The sequence below is a fragment of the Rhizobium moroccans genome (assembly GCF_057559155.1).
The window spans coordinates 112,735-131,475 of record NZ_JBHFJG010000013.1 but is presented as its reverse complement, the minus strand read 5'-3'; the positions used below and the strand labels follow the sequence as shown (position 1 = coordinate 131,475).

The 18,741-nt window shown below is 63.2% G+C and carries 18 protein-coding genes; 8 read left to right on the top strand and 10 right to left on the bottom strand.

Annotated elements, in window-relative coordinates:
* Window positions 1–34: 34 nt before the first annotated feature.
* The 4 genes from purB to ACE04I_RS10285 form a co-directional block, all read right to left on the bottom strand.
* Window positions 35–1,336 carry an adenylosuccinate lyase gene (purB, locus tag ACE04I_RS10300; RefSeq protein ID WP_487207019.1) on the bottom strand — a complete coding sequence of 434 codons (1,302 nt, stop codon included), beginning with the start codon at window positions 1,334–1,336 and terminating at the stop codon, window positions 35–37.
* Between the two features lie 87 nt (window positions 1,337–1,423).
* Entirely contained in the window at window positions 1,424–2,161 is a 738-nt protein-coding gene (locus ACE04I_RS10295; RefSeq protein WP_487207018.1) for a DUF2259 domain-containing protein, read from the bottom strand.
* Entirely contained in the window at window positions 2,158–2,835 is a 678-nt protein-coding gene (rpe, locus tag ACE04I_RS10290) for a ribulose-phosphate 3-epimerase (RefSeq protein WP_046792338.1), read from the bottom strand. Before rpe ends, ACE04I_RS10295 begins: the two co-directional genes overlap by 4 nt.
* 68 nt (window positions 2,836–2,903) lie before the next feature.
* Window positions 2,904–3,986, bottom strand: coding sequence for an ABC transporter substrate-binding protein (locus ACE04I_RS10285; RefSeq protein WP_046792337.1), 1,083 nt, complete (start codon window positions 3,984–3,986; stop codon window positions 2,904–2,906).
* 220 nt (window positions 3,987–4,206) lie between these two features.
* Here ACE04I_RS10285 and ACE04I_RS10280 point away from each other — a divergent pair, with 220 nt between their 5' ends.
* Genes ACE04I_RS10280 through ACE04I_RS10250 form a run of 7 tightly spaced genes read left to right on the top strand, consistent with a single transcriptional unit; the run spans window position 4,207 to window position 9,860 of the window.
* Window positions 4,207–4,656 (top strand): flavin reductase, encoded by a 450-nt coding sequence (locus ACE04I_RS10280; RefSeq protein WP_046792984.1) that lies wholly within the window; start codon window positions 4,207–4,209, stop codon window positions 4,654–4,656.
* A 25-nt stretch (window positions 4,657–4,681) separates the two neighbouring features.
* Complete coding sequence (locus tag ACE04I_RS10275) at window positions 4,682–5,596, top strand: AAA family ATPase (RefSeq protein ID WP_046792336.1); 915 nt, start codon at window positions 4,682–4,684, stop codon at window positions 5,594–5,596.
* Between the two features lie 3 nt (window positions 5,597–5,599).
* Window positions 5,600–6,859, top strand: coding sequence for a vWA domain-containing protein (locus ACE04I_RS10270; protein WP_046792335.1), 1,260 nt, complete (start codon window positions 5,600–5,602; stop codon window positions 6,857–6,859).
* A complete protein-coding gene (locus ACE04I_RS10265; protein WP_046792334.1) occupies window positions 6,856–7,182 on the top strand; it encodes an XdhC family protein in 327 nt (108 codons plus the stop codon). The genes ACE04I_RS10270 and ACE04I_RS10265 overlap by 4 nt, the downstream gene beginning before the upstream one ends.
* Window positions 7,182–7,889 (top strand): XdhC family protein, encoded by a 708-nt coding sequence (locus ACE04I_RS10260; protein ID WP_487207017.1) that lies wholly within the window; start codon window positions 7,182–7,184, stop codon window positions 7,887–7,889. Before ACE04I_RS10265 ends, ACE04I_RS10260 begins: the two co-directional genes overlap by 1 nt.
* 5 nt (window positions 7,890–7,894) lie before the next feature.
* Window positions 7,895–9,529, top strand: coding sequence for an NTP transferase domain-containing protein (locus ACE04I_RS10255; RefSeq protein ID WP_046792332.1), 1,635 nt, complete (start codon window positions 7,895–7,897; stop codon window positions 9,527–9,529).
* A 4-nt stretch (window positions 9,530–9,533) separates the two neighbouring features.
* Window positions 9,534–9,860, top strand: a complete 327-nt coding sequence (locus tag ACE04I_RS10250) for a TfoX/Sxy family protein (protein WP_046792331.1) — start codon at window positions 9,534–9,536, stop codon at window positions 9,858–9,860.
* A 7-nt stretch (window positions 9,861–9,867) separates the two neighbouring features.
* On the opposite strand, the gene ACE04I_RS10245 is transcribed toward ACE04I_RS10250, so the two are convergent.
* The 5 genes from ACE04I_RS10245 to ACE04I_RS10225 all read right to left on the bottom strand — a co-directional run bounded on the left by ACE04I_RS10245 (window position 9,868) and on the right by ACE04I_RS10225 (window position 14,726).
* The gene (locus ACE04I_RS10245) at window positions 9,868–10,293 is read right to left on the bottom strand and encodes an NUDIX domain-containing protein (RefSeq protein ID WP_046792330.1); all 426 of its coding nucleotides are present in this window, start codon (window positions 10,291–10,293) and stop codon (window positions 9,868–9,870) included.
* A 7-nt stretch (window positions 10,294–10,300) separates the two neighbouring features.
* A complete protein-coding gene (locus ACE04I_RS10240; protein WP_046792329.1) occupies window positions 10,301–11,800 on the bottom strand; it encodes a DEAD/DEAH box helicase in 1,500 nt (499 codons plus the stop codon).
* Window positions 11,801–11,997: 197 nt separating this feature from the next.
* Window positions 11,998–13,308, bottom strand: a complete 1,311-nt coding sequence (locus ACE04I_RS10235) for a peptidoglycan DD-metalloendopeptidase family protein (protein WP_046792328.1) — start codon at window positions 13,306–13,308, stop codon at window positions 11,998–12,000.
* Window positions 13,309–13,417: 109 nt separating this feature from the next.
* Window positions 13,418–14,245: a ferritin-like domain-containing protein gene (locus tag ACE04I_RS10230; RefSeq protein WP_046792327.1), complete on the bottom strand. Its 828-nt coding sequence runs from the start codon at window positions 14,243–14,245 to the stop codon at window positions 13,418–13,420.
* A gap of 13 nt (window positions 14,246–14,258) precedes the next feature.
* On the bottom strand, window positions 14,259–14,726 hold the full coding sequence (locus ACE04I_RS10225) for a peroxiredoxin (protein WP_046792326.1): 468 nt from the start codon (window positions 14,724–14,726) through the stop codon (window positions 14,259–14,261).
* 124 nt (window positions 14,727–14,850) lie between these two features.
* Between ACE04I_RS10225 and ACE04I_RS10220 the strand changes: the two genes are divergently transcribed.
* Window positions 14,851–18,240: a YhdP family protein gene (locus ACE04I_RS10220; protein ID WP_046792325.1), complete on the top strand. Its 3,390-nt coding sequence runs from the start codon at window positions 14,851–14,853 to the stop codon at window positions 18,238–18,240.
* A gap of 48 nt (window positions 18,241–18,288) precedes the next feature.
* On the opposite strand, the gene ACE04I_RS10215 is transcribed toward ACE04I_RS10220, so the two are convergent.
* Window positions 18,289–18,741, bottom strand: a 453-nt coding sequence (locus tag ACE04I_RS10215; protein WP_487207016.1) for a S4 domain-containing protein, incomplete at its 5' end; no start/stop codon positions are given.

Genomic DNA, 18,741 nt, shown 5'->3' with positions numbered 1-18,741 from the left:
AGCCGGCGGCAGGCAATTTCAGCGGTTATGGGGCTCAGCCGAAGACGCGCTTGAAGATCGTATCGACATGCTTGGTATGGTAGCCGAGGTCGAACTTCTCGCGGATTTCCTCTTCGGAAAGCGCCGCACGCACTTCGGCATCGGCGAGCAGCTCCTCGAGGAAGTCCTTGCCCTGTTCCCAGACCTTCATGGCATTGCGCTGGACGAGGCGATAGGCGTCCTCGCGCGAAACGCCCGCCTGGGTAAGGGCGAGAAGTACACGTTGTGAATGAACAAGCCCGCGGAACTTGTTCATATTGTTCATCATATTCTCCGGATAGACCAGCAGTTTGTCGATCACGCTGGTCAGGCGCGCAAGCGCGAAGTCCAGCGTCACCGTGGCGTCCGGGCCGATCATGCGCTCGACGGAGGAGTGGGAGATGTCCCGCTCGTGCCAGAGCGCCACGTTCTCCATCGCCGGCATGGCATAGGAACGCACCATGCGGGCGAGCCCGGTGAGGTTTTCGGTGAGAACCGGGTTGCGCTTGTGCGGCATGGCCGACGAGCCCTTCTGGCCCGGCGAGAAATATTCCTCGGCCTCCAACACCTCGGTGCGCTGCAGATGGCGGATTTCAGTCGCCAGCCGCTCTATCGAAGACGCGATGACGCCGAGGGTCGCGAAATACATGGCATGGCGATCGCGCGGGATGACCTGCGTCGAGACGGGCTCTGACTTCAGCCCCATCGCAGCCGCGACGTGCTCCTCGACGCGGGGATCGATATTGGCGAAGGTGCCGACCGCACCGGAAATCGCGCAGGTTGCGATTTCTTCGCGGGCCGCCAGAAGCCGGGTCTTGTTGCGGTCGAACTCCGCATAGGCCTGAGCGAGCTTGACGCCGAACGTCGTCGGCTCGGCGTGGATGCCGTGGCTGCGGCCGATGGTGACGGTGTCCTTGTGCTCGATGGCGCGGCGCTTCAAAGCCTCCAGCAACTTGTCCATGTCGGCCAGCAGAAGGTCCGTGGCGCGCACGAGCTGCACGTTGAAACCGGTGTCCAGCACGTCGGAAGAGGTCATGCCCTGATGCACGAAACGGCTATCGGGGCCGACGAACTCGGCGAGATGGGTGAGGAAAGCGATGACATCGTGCTTGGTGACCGCTTCGATCTCGTCGATGCGGGCGACGTCGAATTCGGCCTTGCCGCCCTTTTCCCAGATGGTCTCGGCAGCCGATTTCGGGATCACGCCGATCGCTGCCAGGGCATCGCAGGCATGAGCCTCGATTTCGAACCAGATACGGAACTTTGTTTCGGGGGACCAGATAGCGACCATCTCGGGCCGCGAATAACGGGGGATCATGGGCTTTGTCTTCCTACGCTTCGTCGGGGCCGCTGTAGCAAGAAACCGGTCAAAGCTCAATGTTCAGCACGGCGGATATGGCGGAAACTATGGCGCGGCCTTGATCGGGACGGCGATCCAGCGGCCGTCGGAGCCTTCAAAACCGAGGCTGAGAACCATGACGAGCGCGACTTTGAAGGGCGAACGGTCCATCGCCGTGCCGCCCATGACGCCAGCCAGGCGATAACCCGTCGCACAGCCGCGGGAGGCCGGAACCCTCTGGTCCTCGTGGATCAACTGGTCGGCGGGCTTGCCGTCTTCCTCGGTGATCCGCAACCGGAAGGCCGCCATTTTCTCGACCATGCCGGAGCAGCGATCGTCCGGTTCTTGCGGAATTTCCTCAAGGGTCAGCGTATTCGGCTCGCCGACGGGCGGAACGACGGCATAGTCGCGGTAACGAAGCCGGTGGGGATCGGCGTCGACCTCTGTAACTGGATTGGAGGCGAGGATTTCGCCGGGATTATCGGCCAACTCGTGGCTGGCGATGAGCCCCTCTGCCTTATCGCGGGCCTGGCGGCGCGCTTCGGCGAGGGTGGCCTTCTCGTCGTCGAGGCGAACCCGGTAGGGCGTGCCCTGCAGATAGCCGTCCTTTTCCAGATCCAGAACGTAGATGTTCGAATAGGGAAAGCCCGATCCATCCTGGATGCCGAACTCTTCGAAGGCGAAGACGCGCCCATCCGGAGAAAAGCCGATAGGGCGGAAGCTGGCGATATCTGCAGCCGTTGCGGAGCCGGCAAGGAATGCCGCCGCAATGGCCAGAACCGATAATCGCAATGCTGCTCTCATTTGCGCCCTTGCTCCGCTGCACCCTTCAGGCCGGCGATATTGGCCCTATAAGATTCGATGCCGTCGCCCTTGTAGACGGCCGAGCCGGCGACGAAGACATTGGCACCGGCAGCGGTCGCGGCGCCAATCGTCTCGGCGGTGATGCCGCCATCGACTTCCAGCTCGATCGGGCGGGCACCGATGAGAGCCTTGGCGGCGCGGATCTTCTCCACCATAGCCGGGATGAATTTCTGGCCGCCGAAACCCGGATTGACGCTCATGATGAGGATGAGGTCCACGTCATCCAGCACGTTTTCCAGCACGGAAAGCGGTGTGGCGGGGTTGAGCGTCACGCCGACCTTCTTTCCGAGCGTGCGGATGGTCTGCAGCGAGCGATGCAGGTGCGGGCCGGCTTCCGCATGCACGGTTATGCCGTCGCAGCCCGCCTTCGCGAAGGCCTCGAGATAGGGATCTGCCGGAGAGATCATCAGGTGGCAGTCGAAAAAGGCTTTCGTGTAGGGCCGCAGCGACTTGATGACATCCGGACCGAAGGAGATGTTGGGCACGAAATGCCCGTCCATGACGTCGAGGTGAACCCAATCGGCGCCCGCTTCCACGACATCGCGCACTTCCTGGCCGAGCCTGGAAAAATCGGCGGCGAGAATTGAAGGGGCAATGCGGATGGGAAGCGTCATTGGCAGGTCTCCGGCTGTCTCGCGCTTGCTCTATCACCGCTTCGGCGGAGGAACAATCGTCGGATACGTCACTCGGTCGCGGGACGGGCAGGCACAAATGCGGTCCCCCGCCATTCCTGAAGCTGAAGCGGGTTGGCGGCGAGCTCGTGCCCGTCATCGAAGTCGATCGCGCCGATCACGGTCGGGAAAGTCGCATCGGCGAGGATTTCCGTCAGCGGATTGTTCTCCTCGGCGGCGCGGGCAAGCGCCTGGCGGGCGAGTTCCACCGCGGCATAGGAAGGCAGCATATAGCCCTCGGGAGTTATGTTCCGGGCCGCAAGGGCTGCAACCGCCTGTGCCGCTTCGGGCATGGCGGCGTAATCGGGAAGCGCGGCCGCGAGGACGCCTTCACGCAGCGGAACGGGACGATCGGCCGCCCTCAGCGTATCGCCGCCGAGGATGGTCAGCGGGATATTCTCCGCCGCCGCGTCGCGCGCGATGATCGCTATGTCGTTTCGATCGCCGCCGATCATGACATGCGTCGCGCCCGCCCTTGCAAGCCGGCGCACCAGGGCGATCTGCTGTTCCTGGCCCGGGCGAAACGTATCGGTAAAGACCGGGGCGATCCCACCGGCTTCCAGCTTTTGACGTACGGCGCTCGCGAGCTCCCGGCCGTAGATCGTGCCGTCCTCGATCACGGCGACCGGGTGGGCTTTCCAATCCGAAAGGATGATTTCGGAAAGCTTTTCCGCCTCGTCGCCTTCGACCGGCGCCATGCGGAAGAAAGGCCAGCCGCCACGCATCGCGTCTTCCATCAGGATTTTCGAGCGAACGGAGATGCTGACGGCGGGAATGCCCGCGTTCTTCAGCACCGGCAGCGCCTCGGTCAGCGTCTCGACGCAGAGGAAGCCGATGGCAATTTCGACCTTGGCGGCCATCAGTTGATCGGCGAGCGCGCCGCCCGTTCCCGCCTCGCAGGTTTCGTCGATCTCGACGAGCCGGTCGCCGCCGGTCGCCGCTGCCGCACGCGCGCCTTCCAGGACCTGAGTGCCGAGAAGGGCGTAAGGCCCGCTTTTCGGCGCCACCACGCCGATGACAGCAGCGGATGCCGCATTGTGGGCAAATGCCGATGCCAGGACGAGGGCGGTGGCGATGCGTCTCAACGTCATGATTTCCTAAGCCCTTGCTTAACCGCGTTTTAGCGTGCTGATCGCCTGCGTCAAAGAGAATCGGCTATAGGGAGTAGCGCCGGAAATCAAAAGCATGGATGCCGCCGTGGAAATGGTCTATCGGCGTCATGATATCCGGCGTAACATTGAGGGACTTCCCGGTCCCACGGAGAATTTTTTGACGGACCAGCAGCTCCTCACGCCCGCTCTTTATCGCAATGCCATGGCGCGATATGCCGGCCATGTGCAGGTGGTGGCCACGGAACATGAAGGCGTCAGGCGCGGCGTTACCGTGACCGCAGCCTGCTCGGTTTCCGACAACCCGCCGACAGTGCTCGTGTGCCTCAACGGCAGCAACGAGAACAATGCGATTTTCGAGAAGAGCGGCGTCTTCGCCCTGAATTCCTTGGCGGCCCATCATCAGGCGTTGGCGACCGCCTTCGCGGGCCTGAGCGGGGTGGCCGTGGATGAGCGATTCGCGATGGGCGAATGGCGAAAGCTCGTAACCGGCGCGCCGGTTCTTTCCGATGCGGTCGTCTCCTTCGATTGCCGGCTTATCGACATCAAGCCGGTCTCGACCCATTTCGTCATGTTCGGAGAAGTGGTCGGGCTGCATTTCGGTCCGCACAGCCCGTCGCTCATCTATCTGGACCGGGATTTCCGCACTCTGTAGACTTGCTCCCAAAAGGGGAGAACACATGCCGCAGCTACCCGCCTCGATCGAGGAAACCGTCGCGCTCCTAAGCCGCGAGGACTATCTTGCAGGCAGGGCGCTCGCGACGGTGGTTTTTCTCGCGCTCAGGATGAAGCGGCCGCTTTTCCTCGAAGGCGAGGCGGGGGTTGGCAAGACGGAGATCGCAAAGACGTTGGCAAAGGCATTGCAGCGGCCGCTGATCCGCCTGCAGTGCTACGAGGGGCTGGATATTTCCTCGGCCGTCTATGAGTGGAACTACCCGGCGCAGATGCTGGATATCCGCCTTTCCGAAGCCGTCGGCATCAAGGACCGCAAGAAGCTCGAGACCGACCTCTTTTCCGAGCGCCATCTCATCCGCCGGCCGGTGCTGCAAGCACTCGGGCAAGCCGGCGAGCCGGCTCCGGTCTTCCTGATCGACGAGCTCGACCGCACCGACGAGGCCTTCGAAGCCTTTCTGCTGGAAGTGCTTTCCGATTTTCAGGTGACGATCCCCGAATTCGGGACGATCAAGGCTTCCGAACCGCCGATCGTCGTCATCACCACCAACCGGACGCGCGAAATACATGACGCGCTGAAACGGCGCTGCCTCTATCATTGGGTGGATTATCCGGATGCGGAGCAGGAGCTTGAGATCGTCCGGCGCAAGGCGCCGCAATGCGGCGAGATCCTGTCGCGGCAGATCGTTGCCTATGTGCAGAAGCTGAGAACGCTCGACCTCTTCAAGAATCCGGGCGTTGCCGAGACGATAGACTGGGCGACGGCGCTCACCGAGCTCGACCGCATCGCGCTCGATCCGGAAACCATCGCGGATACGCTGGGCACCCTCCTGAAATATCAGGACGATATTGCGCGCATCCAGGGCGGCGAGGGCGCTCGCGTGCTTTCCGAGGTGAAGGCCGATCTTTCAGCAGCAGGTTGAGCCATGGGCGAAAACGGGTCCGAAGACGGAATCATCATTCCGCCAGTCCCTGCCGGTGAGGGACGGCTCTCGGACAATCTCGTCTATTTTTCTCGCGTGTTGCGCCGGGCTGGGCTTAAGACGGGTCCCGCAGCCGCCGCCGACGCGATCGAGGCGGTCGATGCGATCGGCATCGGTTCCCGCGAGGAGTTTCACGCCGCTCTTTCTGCCGTTTTCGTGAAGCGGCACGAGGATCAGGCGGTCTTCGACGAAGCCTTCCGGCTCTTCTGGCGTTCGCGCGACCTCGTCGGCAAGATGATCGCCATGATGTCTCCGAAAGCGACCGGCAGCGAGCAGGAGAAGCAGCGCGCCGGCAGCGCCCGCGTCGCCAATGCGCTGGTGGCGGAGCGGCCCGAGACGACAGACCGCAAGATGCCGCCCGAAATCGAGGTCGACGCACGCTTCACGACATCCGGTTCGGAAGTGCTGAAACAGCGGGATTTCGCTCAGATGACGGCTGACGAACTTGCCTCCGCGCGCCGGGAGCTTGCGCGGCTTGCGCTGCCGCTCGATGAGGTCGCGACCCGCCGCTTCCGGTCATCGACGCGTTCGCGAAAGATCGATGCGCGAGCTACCATGCGACAGGCGATGCGAAGCGGCGGAGACCTCATCCTTCCGCGTTTCCGGGAGCGGAAGCCGGCGCCGCCGCCGCTGGTGGTACTGGCCGATATTTCCGGCTCCATGAGCCAGTACACCCGCATCTTCCTGCATTTCCTGCATGCCGTGACCGAGAAACGCGCCCGCGTGCACACCTTCCTGTTCGGCACGCGGCTGACCAATGTCACCCGCCAGATGCGCCGGCGTGATCCTGACGAGGCGCTGGCAGCCTGCGCGGCGGCGGTGCGTGATTGGTCCGGCGGAACGCGGATTGGGGCGACGCTGGCTGAATTCAATCGCCTTTGGTCGCGCCGGGTGTTGGGGCAGGGCGCGGTCGTGCTGCTCATCACGGACGGGCTGGAGCGCGAAGGCGTGGAGCAGTTGGAAGCCGAGATCGACCGGCTGCACCGCTCGTGCCGTCGTCTGATCTGGCTCAACCCGCTGCTGCGTTTCGACGGTTTTGAGGCGCGAGCCCGCGGCGTGCGGGCCATACTGCCGCATGTGGACGAGTTTCGCGCCGTCCACAATCTTCAATCGCTGGCGGACCTTGCGGCGGCGCTTTCGGATCAACATGTAAAGGCTGCCGATCCAAGGCGTTTTCTCGACAAGGCAAGGAGGACCGCATGACCGACCTCGATACGCTTGATCCTCTGGTCACCGCCGAAACCTGGAAGAATGCCGGACGCGACGTTGCCGTTGCCACCGTCATCGAAACCTGGGGTTCCGCCCCCAGGCAGGCCGGCAGCCACCTTGTCATCGATGGCGAGGGCAATTTCGAGGGCTCCGTCTCCGGTGGCTGTGTCGAAGGCGCCGTGATTGCCGAGGCGCTTGATGTCATCGCATCCGGAACGCCGAAAATGCTGGAGTTCGGCGTGGCCGACGAGACCGCCTGGCGCGTCGGCCTCTCCTGCGGCGGCAGGATCAAGGTCTATCTCGAAAGGCTCGGCTGATGGATGTGCAGGCGTTGAAGGCGCTGAACGCCGCTCGGCAGGCGCGCCGAGCGGCTATTCTTGCGACCGATCTGGAGGATGGCGGCGGACGCGTGATCCTGGAGGGAGACAGGGTCGATGGGCTGCTGGGCGAGGCTGTCGCAGCGGCCCTTCGAACGGGCAAATCCTCGACCGTGGAGGCCGACGGCCGGCCCTATTTTCTGAACGTGCATCTGCCGCCGCCCCGCATCGTGGTAATCGGCGCCGTGCATATCAGCCAGGCTCTGGCGCGCATGGCTCCGGTTGCCGGCTATGATCTGACCATTATCGATCCGCGCACGGCCTTCGCCACGGAAGAGCGCTTCGAAGGGGTCGACCTCATCGCCGATTGGCCAGAGGACGTGCTGAGGCAGCGGCCACTCGACGCCTATACCGCGCTCGCCGCCGTTACCCATGACCCGAAGATCGACGATTTCGCGATCTCCGAGGCGCTTAGGGTCGGCTGCTTTTACGTCGGCGCGCTCGGCAGCCGCAAGACCCATGCAAAGCGGGTCGAGCGGCTGAGGGAGATGGGCCGCTCGGATGAGGAGATTGGCCGGATCGCCGCGCCAATCGGCCTCGACATCGGCGCGTCCAGCCCGGCTGAAATCGCACTCGCCACGCTTGCGCAGATCGTCCAGGCCTTCCGCCGCCGCGATCTCGTCAGCGGCCTCGTCACCGGGGAGTGACCGGAATGCCGTTCGGAACCTTCGAGCTTCGAAATGCGGAAGGGGCTGTGCTGGCTCACAGCATCCGCTTGCCGAGCGGGCGGCTCTCCAAGGGGCATGTGCTGACGGCGGGCGACATAGAGACATTGGCCGGGGAGGGCATCACCAGCGTTGTCGCGCTGAGGATAGGGCCGGATGATCTGCTGGAAGACGAAGCTGCCCGGACGATCATGGAAGCGATCGCTCCCGACAACCTGAGCTTCTCCGAAGCCTCGATGGGCCGGGTGAATGTCTATGCAAGGATCGACGGCATCTTCGTGGCGGACAAGGCTGTCGTGGACGAGTTGAACCGGATCGATCCGGCGATCACGCTGGCTTGCCTTGCCGATCACGTGCCGGTGCGAACCGGCGATATGGTCGCGACCGTGAAGATCATTCCCCTGGCCGCGCCGCGGGAGAAGGTGCGAGCCGTTGCCGATCTCCTGTCGAGGTCGACAGCCTTCGAGGTGAAGCCCTATCGTCCCCGTACGGTGACATTGGTGGCGACGGAACTGCCTTCGCTGAAGGCGTCCGTGATGGATCGCACCGCGCGGCTGCTGGAGCAACGGCTTTCGATTTCTGGTAGCCGGCTCATCAATGAGAGAAGGGTGCCGCATGCAACGGAACCGCTTGCCGAAACGCTTCGGCAGGTCGTCCGCGATCGGAATGACGAGCAGGCGATGATCATCGTCTTCGGAGCCTCGGCCGTGGCCGATTTCGACGATGTCATTCCCGCCGCGGTCAGAGGCGCGGGCGGCGTGGTCGAACATGTCGGAATGCCTGTCGATCCCGGCAACCTGCTGGTGCTCGGCCGGATAGGCGAAATACCGGTGGTCGGCGCGCCGGGCTGCGCACGCTCGCCGAAGGAGAACGGCTTCGATTGGGTGCTGAACCGGCTGCTGGTCGGCGAGGAACCCACTGCATTCGATATTCAGGGCATGGGGGTCGGAGGGCTGCTGATGGAAATCCCTTCAAGACCGCAGCCGCGCGATGCGAAGGCGCGCAAGCCGCACGACCTTTCCGTCGGCGGGCTTCTGCTGGCCGCCGGCCAGGCCCGGCGGATGGGCAAGGAGGGACCGCACAAGCTGCTTGCCGAGTTCGAGGGCGTACCGCTCGTGCGCCGCACGGCCGCCATGCTGGCCGAAAGCCAGCTTGATCCGGTCGTGGCCGTTATCGGCCATCGCCGCGAGGAAATCGAGGAAAGCCTTGCGGGCCTTGATCTGGCCGTGGTCTTCAACCCGGACTATGCCTCCGGCATGGCAAGTTCTCTGAGTGCCGGTTTCTCCGCCCAGGCCCTGAAGCCCTGCGACGGCGTGCTGGTCATGCTGGCGGATATGCCGGGTATTACGGCTGGCCATGTGGACATGCTTGTTTCGGCCTTCAAGGAAGCCGGCGGCGGCGTGATCGTGCGCTCCGTATCGGACGGCAAGCGCGGCAACCCGATCATCCTGCCGCGCGAGACCTATGATGCCGTGATGAAGCTTCAGGGCGATGTCGGCGCGCGGGCACTGATCGAAAGCTCTGGATTGCCGATCCTTGATGTTGACATAGGGCCGGCGGCGCATCTCGATGTGGATACGCCGGAAGCCGTGACCGCCGCCGGCGGTGTTCTCAAGGGATAAGCGCGTGGACAATGCTACGATTGAGGAGATGTTCGAAGGGCTGGGCCCGGTTTCGATCCGCCGAATGTTCGGCGGCAAGGGCATCTATCACCAGGGTCTGATCGTCGGGATCGAATTGCGGGATGAAATGCTGCTCAAGGCGGACGAGGTGAGCGCCCCGGAATTCGAAGAGGCCGGTGCCCGCCAATGGGTCTACGAGAACAAGAAGAAGACGCCGGTGGCGATGCCCTACTGGTCGATACCGGAGGATGCGTTCGACGATCCGGACATCATGGCGAAATGGGTGCGACTGGCCTACGAGGCCGCTATGCGAGCGCAACCGAAGAGTTAGAGTATCTTCAGGCCATTTGGCTCTGAAGATGCTCGAAAGCTTTGGAGGAGAAGACCGAGAGCGGTTGCGGCGGGTTTCTCGGATCGAACCAGCCCATTTCGGAAAGCTTGTCGGGTTCCGTGAGGCTGGGTTCCCCCCGAAAATCGCGGGTCACGTAGATCATCGAAATCCAGTGCTGGCGATCTGGGCCGATGATCTCCTCGGTAGCGCAAAGAAAATCCAGCTTGCCGATTGCAAGGCCGGTTTCTTCCTCGGCTTCCCGACGGGCGGCCTCGGCCGAAGGCTCCATGTGATCCACCTTGCCGCCGACGATATTCCAGTGGCCGGCCTCGGGTGCCTTCACCCGGCGATAGAGCAGTACCTTGCCGTCATCACGCAGAATGACGAGCCCGGCGCCGACTCCTGGGAAATCGATACCCGGCCTGATCGTCATGGCAGGGTTACGCCTTGGCGTTGGCGGCAATCAGCATGAAGGCGGGGATGTCGTCGCCGAAGCCGACCGGAGTCGGGCCATCGTCGTGATCGCGATGATGGCGGGAGCGACGCTCGCGATGATCGTCGTTGGCCGGGTTCTGCCGCGTGTTGCGGTTACCGGTCTGCGGCCTCCTGTTGTCGGCCTTGCGCTCCGGTTTCACGTTTTCCACTCTCGCTTCCACCAATACCTCTTCGGCGTCAATCTGGTTATCCTGGCTCTTCACGTCAGCCTTCTGACCCGAATCACCCCGCTTGCCGCGGCCGCGTTCCTTATCACGGTCGCGGCCCTTGCGGCCACGACCCTCGTCGCGGCTCTCCACAGCCGGCGGCAATGCCGAAAGGTCGCCGTTCAGCCACTCGATCTCTTCGCCAATCAGCTTTCGGATCGCATCGACATACTTGGAATCGGTACGGGTAACGATCGTGAAGGAGCGGCCCGAGCGGCCCGCGCGGCCGGTACGGCCGATACGGTGGACGTAATCTTCCGCATGGATCGGAACATCGAAGTTGAAGACGTGGCTGACGTCGGGAATGTCGAGGCCGCGCGCGGCGACGTCGGAGGCGACGAGCAGCTGGATATTGCCGTCCTTGAAGTTGGCCAGCATGGTCGTGCGCGAGCGCTGGTCCATGTCCCCATGCAGCGCGCCGACTGAGAAGCCATGCCGCTCGAGCGAGCGGAAGAGGTCTGCGACGTCCTTCTTGCGATTGCAGAAGATGATCGCGTTCTTGAGGTCGTCCTGCGCGCGGATGAGATCGCGCAGCACGGCGCGCTTCTCGTAATCCTTGGTATGCGAGGCGACAAGCCGCTGCGTAACCGTCTTGGCGGTCGAAGAGGGTTTCGCCACTTCGATCCGTTCCGGATTCTGCAGAAAACGGTCGGCCAGCTTCTGGATTTCCGGCGGCATGGTGGCCGAGAAGAACAGCGTCTGCCGGGTGAAGGGGATCATCTTGGCGATCCGCTCGATGTCCGGGATGAAGCCCATGTCGAGCATACGGTCGGCTTCGTCGATGACGAGGATTTCGACGCCGGTCATCAGGAGCTTGCCGCGCTCGCAATGGTCGAGGAGGCGGCCGGGCGTGCAGATCAGGACGTCGGCGCCCCGTTCCAGCTTGCGGTCCTGTTCGTCGAAGGATACGCCGCCGATCAGGAGAGCGACGTTTAGCTTGTGGTTCCTGCCGTACTTTTCGAAGTTCTCCGCCACCTGGGCGGCGAGTTCACGCGTCGGCTCGAGGATCAGCGTGCGCGGCATGCGCGCCCTGGCGCGGCCCTTTTCGAGCAGCGTCAACATGGGCAGCACGAAGGAGGCTGTCTTGCCCGTGCCGGTCTGTGCGATGCCGCAGATATCGCGGCGCTGCAGGGCATGAGGAATCGCGCCGGCCTGGATCGGTGTTGGCACCGTGTAGCCCGCGTCGGTGACAGCAGATAGGACTTTCTGGCTCAGGCCAAGATCAGCAAATGTGGTCAAAGGGAATTCTGTTTCCGTTTCGGTTCGTGAAGAACACTTATGGTCGATGCACGGGGCGTGCGCGACAACTGGCGGCGACATAGGCCCAAAATGCCTGAAAGTCAAGGAAACTCGGCGGATCGGCAGCTATATTGGTGAACGCAATGATGATGGAGGCGAGCCGGCTATATTTCCGGCCCTCACAGTAATGCTTTTGGTCAATTCAGGTAACTAATGAGTTTCATGCCGGCATTGAGAAAACGGGCTGGATCGACGGCATTGCCGTCGCGCCTCACCTCGTAATGCACGTGCGGTCCGGTCGAGCGCCCGGTCGAGCCGGCAAGGCCGACCACATCGCCTGCGGCGACCCTGTCGCCGGTCTTCACGAGAACTCGGGACATATGGCCATAACGGGTCGTGATGCCCTGGCCATGGTCGATCTCGACCATGTTTCCGTAACCGCCGGAGGTGCCAGCCGCGATGACTTCGCCGGCACCGGTGCTCAGCACTCTGGCGCCGGTCTCGGCTTGAAAATCGATACCGGCATGAAGGGCAAGCCGCCCGAGAAAGGGGTCGATGCGATTGCCGAAACGGCTGGTTACGCTGCGACCCGGAGCGGGATTGCCGAAGGGCAGCGCGCGCGCCGTCTCGCGCACGTTTTCCAGCCTGCTGAGCGCGGTATCCAGTTCGTTGAGCGAGGCGTCGAAGGCGCCGGCGCTCGTCACCGGCTCGACGAACGGGCCGCCGAGACCTTTTTCCGGCGATCGGGGCGAGGTTTCGACTTCGACGCCCGTGCGGCGCATGATGGCGGCCATGGCGGCGGCCGTTTCGGAAGCATCCGTCGTGAGATTGGCGATCTTGGCGAATTGTTCCTTTTCGACTGCCTTCAGCGAAAGCGTGACCTGGGAAAAGACCCGGTCGGCGCGATCGGCCATGTTTTCCCTGAGCGGCGCATAGGCAAGCGCATTGCCGATCGGAGCGGCGCTCGATGGCTCCTTGCCGCGCAGAAGGCTCTCGATCGCCTGGATTCCGCCGCTGAGCGCGGCTTGCCGGGGTTTGCCGGCCGGCTCCTCCCCATTGGTCTCTTCGGTAGCCGGCTGCTCCATCTCGGGCATCTGCAGGCCCTGTTCCTCCGCACGTTCGAGGAGCGAGCCGAGCTTGCCGTGACGGGAGAAAAGCGCATTCTGCTGCTCGAGGAGCTTCTCAACCTTACGCTCCACCACCTGCTGATCGAGAAGCTGGCGGGAGGTGAGGCGGTCGAGCTGGGCGCGCAAGGCTGCGATGCGATCCTCGTAATCGTACTGCATGCGCGCCTGGCGGGCCATCGTGGCGCCGATCAGGTCGTCGCGAACGACGAGATAGGTAGTGGCGGCAAGGTAGCCGATCGACATCGTACCGAGAAAGCAGAAGGTCAGCGCCGCCATCCACGGCCGAACCGTCATGTGCCGGATCTTCTCGCCGCTGGCGAGTATGAGGACGTGCTGATGCTTCCGCTTCCCAAAAACACGGTTTTCGGTTCGGTTTGCCACCTGCTTCTCCCGGAAAATCGACTCGTGAGTGACCGTTTGTCGGTTCCGGAATTACACAATTTTAAGGTTAACAAAGCCTTAGCTGCGCGCGGCGAGCATCAGCCGGGCTTCAGGCGTTGCTGGTGGAGGTGAGCGATCGATAGAAGGAGGGCGTGAGACCGGCCTCGGCGCGGGCGAGATCGTTGAAGGGAGGCTTCAGCGAACCTCGGAAATTGGACCTCACGAGCTCCTTGAACGTCGCCGCCGGGTCCTTGCGCTCGCGGGCGCAGAGAAACCGGAACCACTTCGCGCCGATCGCCACATGGCCCTTTTCGTCGTTGTAAATGACGTCGAGCACCGCGGCACTTTCGAGATCGCCGGTCTCGCGCATCTTCGCCTGGAGCGATGGCGTGACGTCGAGGCCGCGCGCCTCCAGGATGAGCGGCACCACGGCAAGCCTTGCCGTGAGATCGTTGCGGGTGGAATGCGCCGCCTGCCAGAGCCCGTCATGGGCGGGCATGTCCCCATAGTCGGCGCCCATGTCGTTAAGCCGCGCGCGAACCATGCGGAAATGTTTTGCCTCCTCGAAAGCGACCTGCATCCAGCCGTCGAAGAAGGAGTTTGGCACCGGTTCGGTCGCAAACCGCGCGACGATGTCGAGCGCCAGATCGACCGCATTGAGTTCGATATGGGCGATCGCGTGCAGGAGCGCGATGCGGCCGTTCGTGGTGTGAAGCGAGCGCTTCTCCACGGCCTTGGGAGGAACGAGTTCGGGCTTTTCTGGCCGGCCGGGACGATCGGGCAGCGGCGGATCGAGTGGCGATCGCAACGAAAGCCTGCGCTCGAACCAGCGCGTTGCAGTCTCCTGGGCAAGCCGCGTCTTGATATCGAGATCCGGCGAGGCGATTGCGGCGGTCGCGCCGCCGCGCAGCGAGGTGATCGAGAATTCCCCCGGCATATGAAACTCCGCTTCAAAGTGCCTTTGCGGCAGCCAGAACCTCTTCGGCGTGGCCGGCGACCTTGACCTTCGGCCAGATTTTGGCGATCCGCCCGTCGGCACCGATCAGGAAGGTGGTGCGCACGATGCCCATGAAGGTGCGCCCATACATGCTTTTCTCCTTCCAGACGCCGTAGAGATTGGCGACCGCCGTCTCTTCGTCCGAACCGAGGACGACGGAAAGACCATGTTTTTTCGCGAATTTGTCGTGCCTGGCGACGGAATCCGGGGAGATGCCGATCACGGCCGCGCCTGCTGCCTCGAATTCCGGGAGGAGAGTTGTGAAGGCGATCGATTCGGCCGTGCAGGCGGTCGTGTCGTCCTTCGGATAGAAGTAGAGTACGACCGGACGGCCGCGAAAATCGCTTAAGGAAACGGTGCCGCCTCCGTCGCGGGGCAGGGAGAAGTCCGGGGCCACATCGCCGATCGCCAAATCCGACATCAAATTCCTTTCTTTCGCCAGTATATTGAGTGATTGTCGCCGCAATCGATATATAGTGGCCGCGCGAACGTCCAGATCAGTCGGATTCTGGGCGCGATTGGGTATACCGGATTCTCAGGAACATATGGCGGAAATTCGCGGAGAAAGGGTCAGCTTCAGCCGGGATGAAATCGTTCCGCTGCATGAACTTCCCTCTGCGCAGACCGAGGATCCCATCATCGTCCATTGCCCGGCGCCGCGCTCCCGCGTGAAGCGCACCTGCAAGATAGTGGCACTTTTCCTGCTGCTGGTGCTGCTTGCCTGCGGCAGCGCAATCTTCGCCATCGAAGGTGGGGCGGTGGACAGTACCCTTTCTGCTCGCGCGCAAGCTGCCCTCAACGATGCGATCGGCCCGCGCTACGCGGCGACCGTCGGCTCGACAGTGCTCCGTTTCGATTCGAGCCTGCGTCTGGCGCTGGAGGCGCGAGACGTGGATATCGTCGAGAAGGCGAGCGGCGAACATTTCAGCCGCGCAGGCGCCATGCGTATCGCGATCGATCCGCTCGCGCTGATCGCTGGGCGCGTTTCCATCAAGCATATCGAGGCAGATGCCATCAGCATCGACATGGCGCATCTGCCTTCCGGCGATCCGGTCCCCTTGTCGCAAGTGCGGGTCGATGCCATGCCCGCCATTCTCGAACAGGCTTTCCAGCGCCTCGACGAGGCGAACGGCCTCATCGAACGGACCGGTACGGATTCGATGACCATTTCGGGCATCGATCTGGTCTTCCCCGCTGCGCCCGGCGAGAAGCCGCTCACCCTGGTCGTCGATGGCCTGGTGGTGACGCGCAGCGAGCAGAGCGTGATCGAGGTCAAAGGGGAGGTGAGCCTGGACGGCCGGCCGGCACAGCTCACCGCTACGGCAAATGCCGTCAACGGCGTGGCAAGCTCGCTTTCGGCAAAGCTGACGGGCCTCGATGCGACGCCCTTCCTGCTGCAGCGGATGGAGAACGGAGCGCCACGCGAGGGGCTGACCGGCTCTCTGGATCTCGATCTCTCCGCCGTCCGCGCCAGGGAAAATTCCGAGCCGCGCATCTCCGCGGTATTGCGCCAGTCGCCGGGCGAATTCTATTTCGACGGTGTGGCGCAGGAATTCTCCGGCGCGGAGATTAATGTCGCCTACGACTTCGCAAAGAATTCCATCGAGATATTGAAGTCGCAGGCGCGTTTCGGCCCGACCAGCCTGCCGATCACTGGAGCCGTCGTCGACCTCAACAGGCTCGATCCGAATGAGACGCGGCCGGGATACGGCCTCGATCTGCTCGTCAGCGGCGGCGTGGCGGCGGCCGAGAATTCCACCGAGGAGCCGACGCGGTTCGACCTGAAGGCCGGCGGGCGGTATCTGTCGGCGGCGCGCGAACTGCAGGTGGACGACATGCTGGTTTCCAGCCCGCGCGGCACCATGGCCGGCTCGCTGATGATCCGCTTCGGCGAACAATCACCTGAGATCAGCTTCGGCGCCCGTCTCCCGAGCATGGAGGTCACGGGGGTCAAGCAGCTATGGCCGTTCTGGATGGCCAGGAACCCGCGTACCTGGGTCGCCGAAAACATGTTCGGCGGCACCGTCACCAACGGCTCGATCGCCGTCTTCATTCCGGCCGGCCGGATGCATGGACCGGGCATTCCGCTGGAGCTCGATGAGGACGAGCTTCGGATCAGCTTCGATATTGCCGACGCGCGATTGGACCTGCCGGGCCACATTCCCCCGCTGCGCGACATAACCGGGCATTTCGATCTGAAGGGCGAGGCATTGAACGTCTCCGTCGCAAACGCCAGGTCCTATTTCCCTTCCGGACGCGGGGTGACCGTGGATGGCGGAACCTTCGCCATTGCCTCGACCTACACCAAGCCGCTGATGGCCGATCTCGCTGTCAAGGTATCGGGCTCGGCTGACGCCCTGACGGAACTTGCAAATTTCCAGCCGATCAACGCGCTGAAAGGGACCGGGTTCAAGCCGGAGGATTTCGCCGGGGGCGCCAAGGCGGATATCAAGGCGCGTTTCGGTCTGATTTCCAATCAGAACCCGCCGAAGCCGACCTGGAATGCCCATCTCAATCTTGACGACGTCGACCTTCTGCCGGAGCTTTCCGGTCGACGGTTCGGCGGGCTCACCGGTACATTCGATGTCGATACCGAGGCGGCGCGGCTTACGGTCAAGGGCACGGTCGACGATGTTCCGGCCGATATCAAGCTCGTGGAGCCGGTGGGGACGGCATCCAAGGTCCAACGCGAGCGGGTCATCAAGGCCACGCTCAATGACGAGCAACGCGAGCGCTTGGCGCCTGGGCTTTCCGATATCGTGGAGGGCACGATCGCGGCCGAGCTGACATGGCTCGACGAGCACAGGCAGGCGGTGGCGCTCGATCTGACGCGCGCGACGCTTTCGGTGCCGTGGCTTGGCTGGACAAAGGGCAGCGGCATCGGCGCCACGGCGAAGTTCGAGCTCTCGAGCGAGGGTAGCCGCGCGGATGTCCGCAATTTCGACCTGAAGGGGGACGGCTTCGGCGCTCGCGGAAATCTGACGCTCGTCGACGACGGACTGACGGCCGCGGAATTCTCTCGGGTGCGGCTCTCGCCCGCCGATGATTACAGCGTTGCGGTCAAGCGGGCAAAAGGGGCCTATGACATCTCGATCTCGGGAGCGGTGGCGGACATCAGGCCTGTCATCACACGGCTGAAGGCCGACAACGGAGGAAACAAGGACGACGCCGGCAGGGCAACCATTCGCGCCAAGCTCGACCGGATGATCGGTTTCGGCGACGAAAGCCTTTCCAACGTCTCGCTTCTGTTTTCCGTTCGCGACGGTGAGGTCTCCTCGGCCGATTTTTCCGGTGTGACGGGCAGCGGCCAGGCAGTCGTGAGCGAGATGAGCCGCGGCAACACGATCTCGATCACCAGCGGAGACGCGGGCGCGGTCGCCCGCTTCATGGACCTTTACAACAACATGCGTGGCGGTCTTCTGAACCTGCGGCTGAGGGCGCAGCAGGGCGGCGCCTGGGGCGGCTCGATCGATGTCCGCAGCTTCTCCCTGGTCAATGAATCCCGGCTTCAATCCATGGTGTCCACGCCGGTGGGCAAGGATGGCCGCAGCCTCAACTCGGCGGTCAAGCGGGATATCGACGTCAGCTCCGCCAAGTTCCAGCGCGGCTTCGCCCGGCTCGTCTACCGCAACGGATCGCTCGCGGTCGACAACGGCGTCGTGCGCGGCGAGCAGATCGGCGCGACCTTCCAGGGCGTGTTGCGCGATGCCGGGGGCAATATGGGTATGACCGGTACCTTCATGCCGGCCTACGGGCTGAACCGGCTGTTTGCCGAACTGCCGCTGATCGGCATCTTTCTCGGCAACGGCACCGATCGCGGTTTGCTCGGCATCACCTTCAAGCTGGAAGGTCCCTTCGACACGCCGAAGCTGACAGTCAATCCGCTTTCGCTGATCGCGCCGGGCGTCTTCCGGCAGATCTTCGAGTTCCAGTAAAGAAAAAGGCCGCAACAGCGGCCTTTTTCAATGAGATTCACGATCCGCTCAGACGGGGCGGATCAGGAAGTGCTTCTTCTTGCCGAGCGAAAGCTTAATGACTGTATCGGCGGTCAGCTCTCCCGAACCGACGACCCTCCGCTCGTCCGTGACGGCTTCATCGTTGATGCGCACCGCGCCGCCCTGGACATGCCGGCGCGCTTCCCCGTTCGAGGCAGCAAGCCCTGCCTTGACCATGAGGGAGAGCAGACCGATGCCGGCGTCGAGTTCCGCGCCCGGAATTTCGACCGAAGGCAGGTTTTCGGATAGCGCCCCTTCCTCGAAGGTCTTTCGAGCCGTCTCCGCTGCTTCCTCGGCCGCGGTCCGGCCGTGGAGCATGGCGGTAACCTCGGTGGCAAGGATCTTCTTTACCTCGTTGATTTCCGAGCCGGCGAGAGCCGAGAGGCGGGCGATCTCGTCCATCGGCAGCGTCGTGTAGAGCTTCAGGAAGCGGGAAACGTC

What these genes read in the sequence shown, in the direction of transcription:
- purB (WP_487207019.1), bottom strand. Translation starts at nt 1,336, where the DNA reads ATGATCCCCCGTTATTCGCGGCCCGAGATGGTCGCTATCTGGTCCCCC.
- ACE04I_RS10295 (WP_487207018.1), bottom strand. Translation starts at nt 2,161, where the DNA reads ATGAGAGCAGCATTGCGATTATCGGTTCTGGCCATTGCGGCGGCATTC.
- rpe (WP_046792338.1), bottom strand. Translation starts at nt 2,835, where the DNA reads ATGACGCTTCCCATCCGCATTGCCCCTTCAATTCTCGCCGCCGATTTT.
- ACE04I_RS10280 (WP_046792984.1), top strand. Translation starts at nt 4,207, where the DNA reads ATGGCGCGATATGCCGGCCATGTGCAGGTGGTGGCCACGGAACATGAA.
- ACE04I_RS10275 (WP_046792336.1), top strand. Translation starts at nt 4,682, where the DNA reads ATGCCGCAGCTACCCGCCTCGATCGAGGAAACCGTCGCGCTCCTAAGC.
- ACE04I_RS10270 (WP_046792335.1), top strand. Translation starts at nt 5,600, where the DNA reads ATGGGCGAAAACGGGTCCGAAGACGGAATCATCATTCCGCCAGTCCCT.
- ACE04I_RS10265 (WP_046792334.1), top strand. Translation starts at nt 6,856, where the DNA reads ATGACCGACCTCGATACGCTTGATCCTCTGGTCACCGCCGAAACCTGG.
- ACE04I_RS10260 (WP_487207017.1), top strand. Translation starts at nt 7,182, where the DNA reads ATGGATGTGCAGGCGTTGAAGGCGCTGAACGCCGCTCGGCAGGCGCGC.
- ACE04I_RS10255 (WP_046792332.1), top strand. Translation starts at nt 7,895, where the DNA reads ATGCCGTTCGGAACCTTCGAGCTTCGAAATGCGGAAGGGGCTGTGCTG.
- ACE04I_RS10245 (WP_046792330.1), bottom strand. Translation starts at nt 10,293, where the DNA reads ATGACGATCAGGCCGGGTATCGATTTCCCAGGAGTCGGCGCCGGGCTC.
- ACE04I_RS10230 (WP_046792327.1), bottom strand. Translation starts at nt 14,245, where the DNA reads ATGCCGGGGGAATTCTCGATCACCTCGCTGCGCGGCGGCGCGACCGCC.
- ACE04I_RS10225 (WP_046792326.1), bottom strand. Translation starts at nt 14,726, where the DNA reads ATGTCGGATTTGGCGATCGGCGATGTGGCCCCGGACTTCTCCCTGCCC.
- ACE04I_RS10220 (WP_046792325.1), top strand. Translation starts at nt 14,851, where the DNA reads ATGGCGGAAATTCGCGGAGAAAGGGTCAGCTTCAGCCGGGATGAAATC.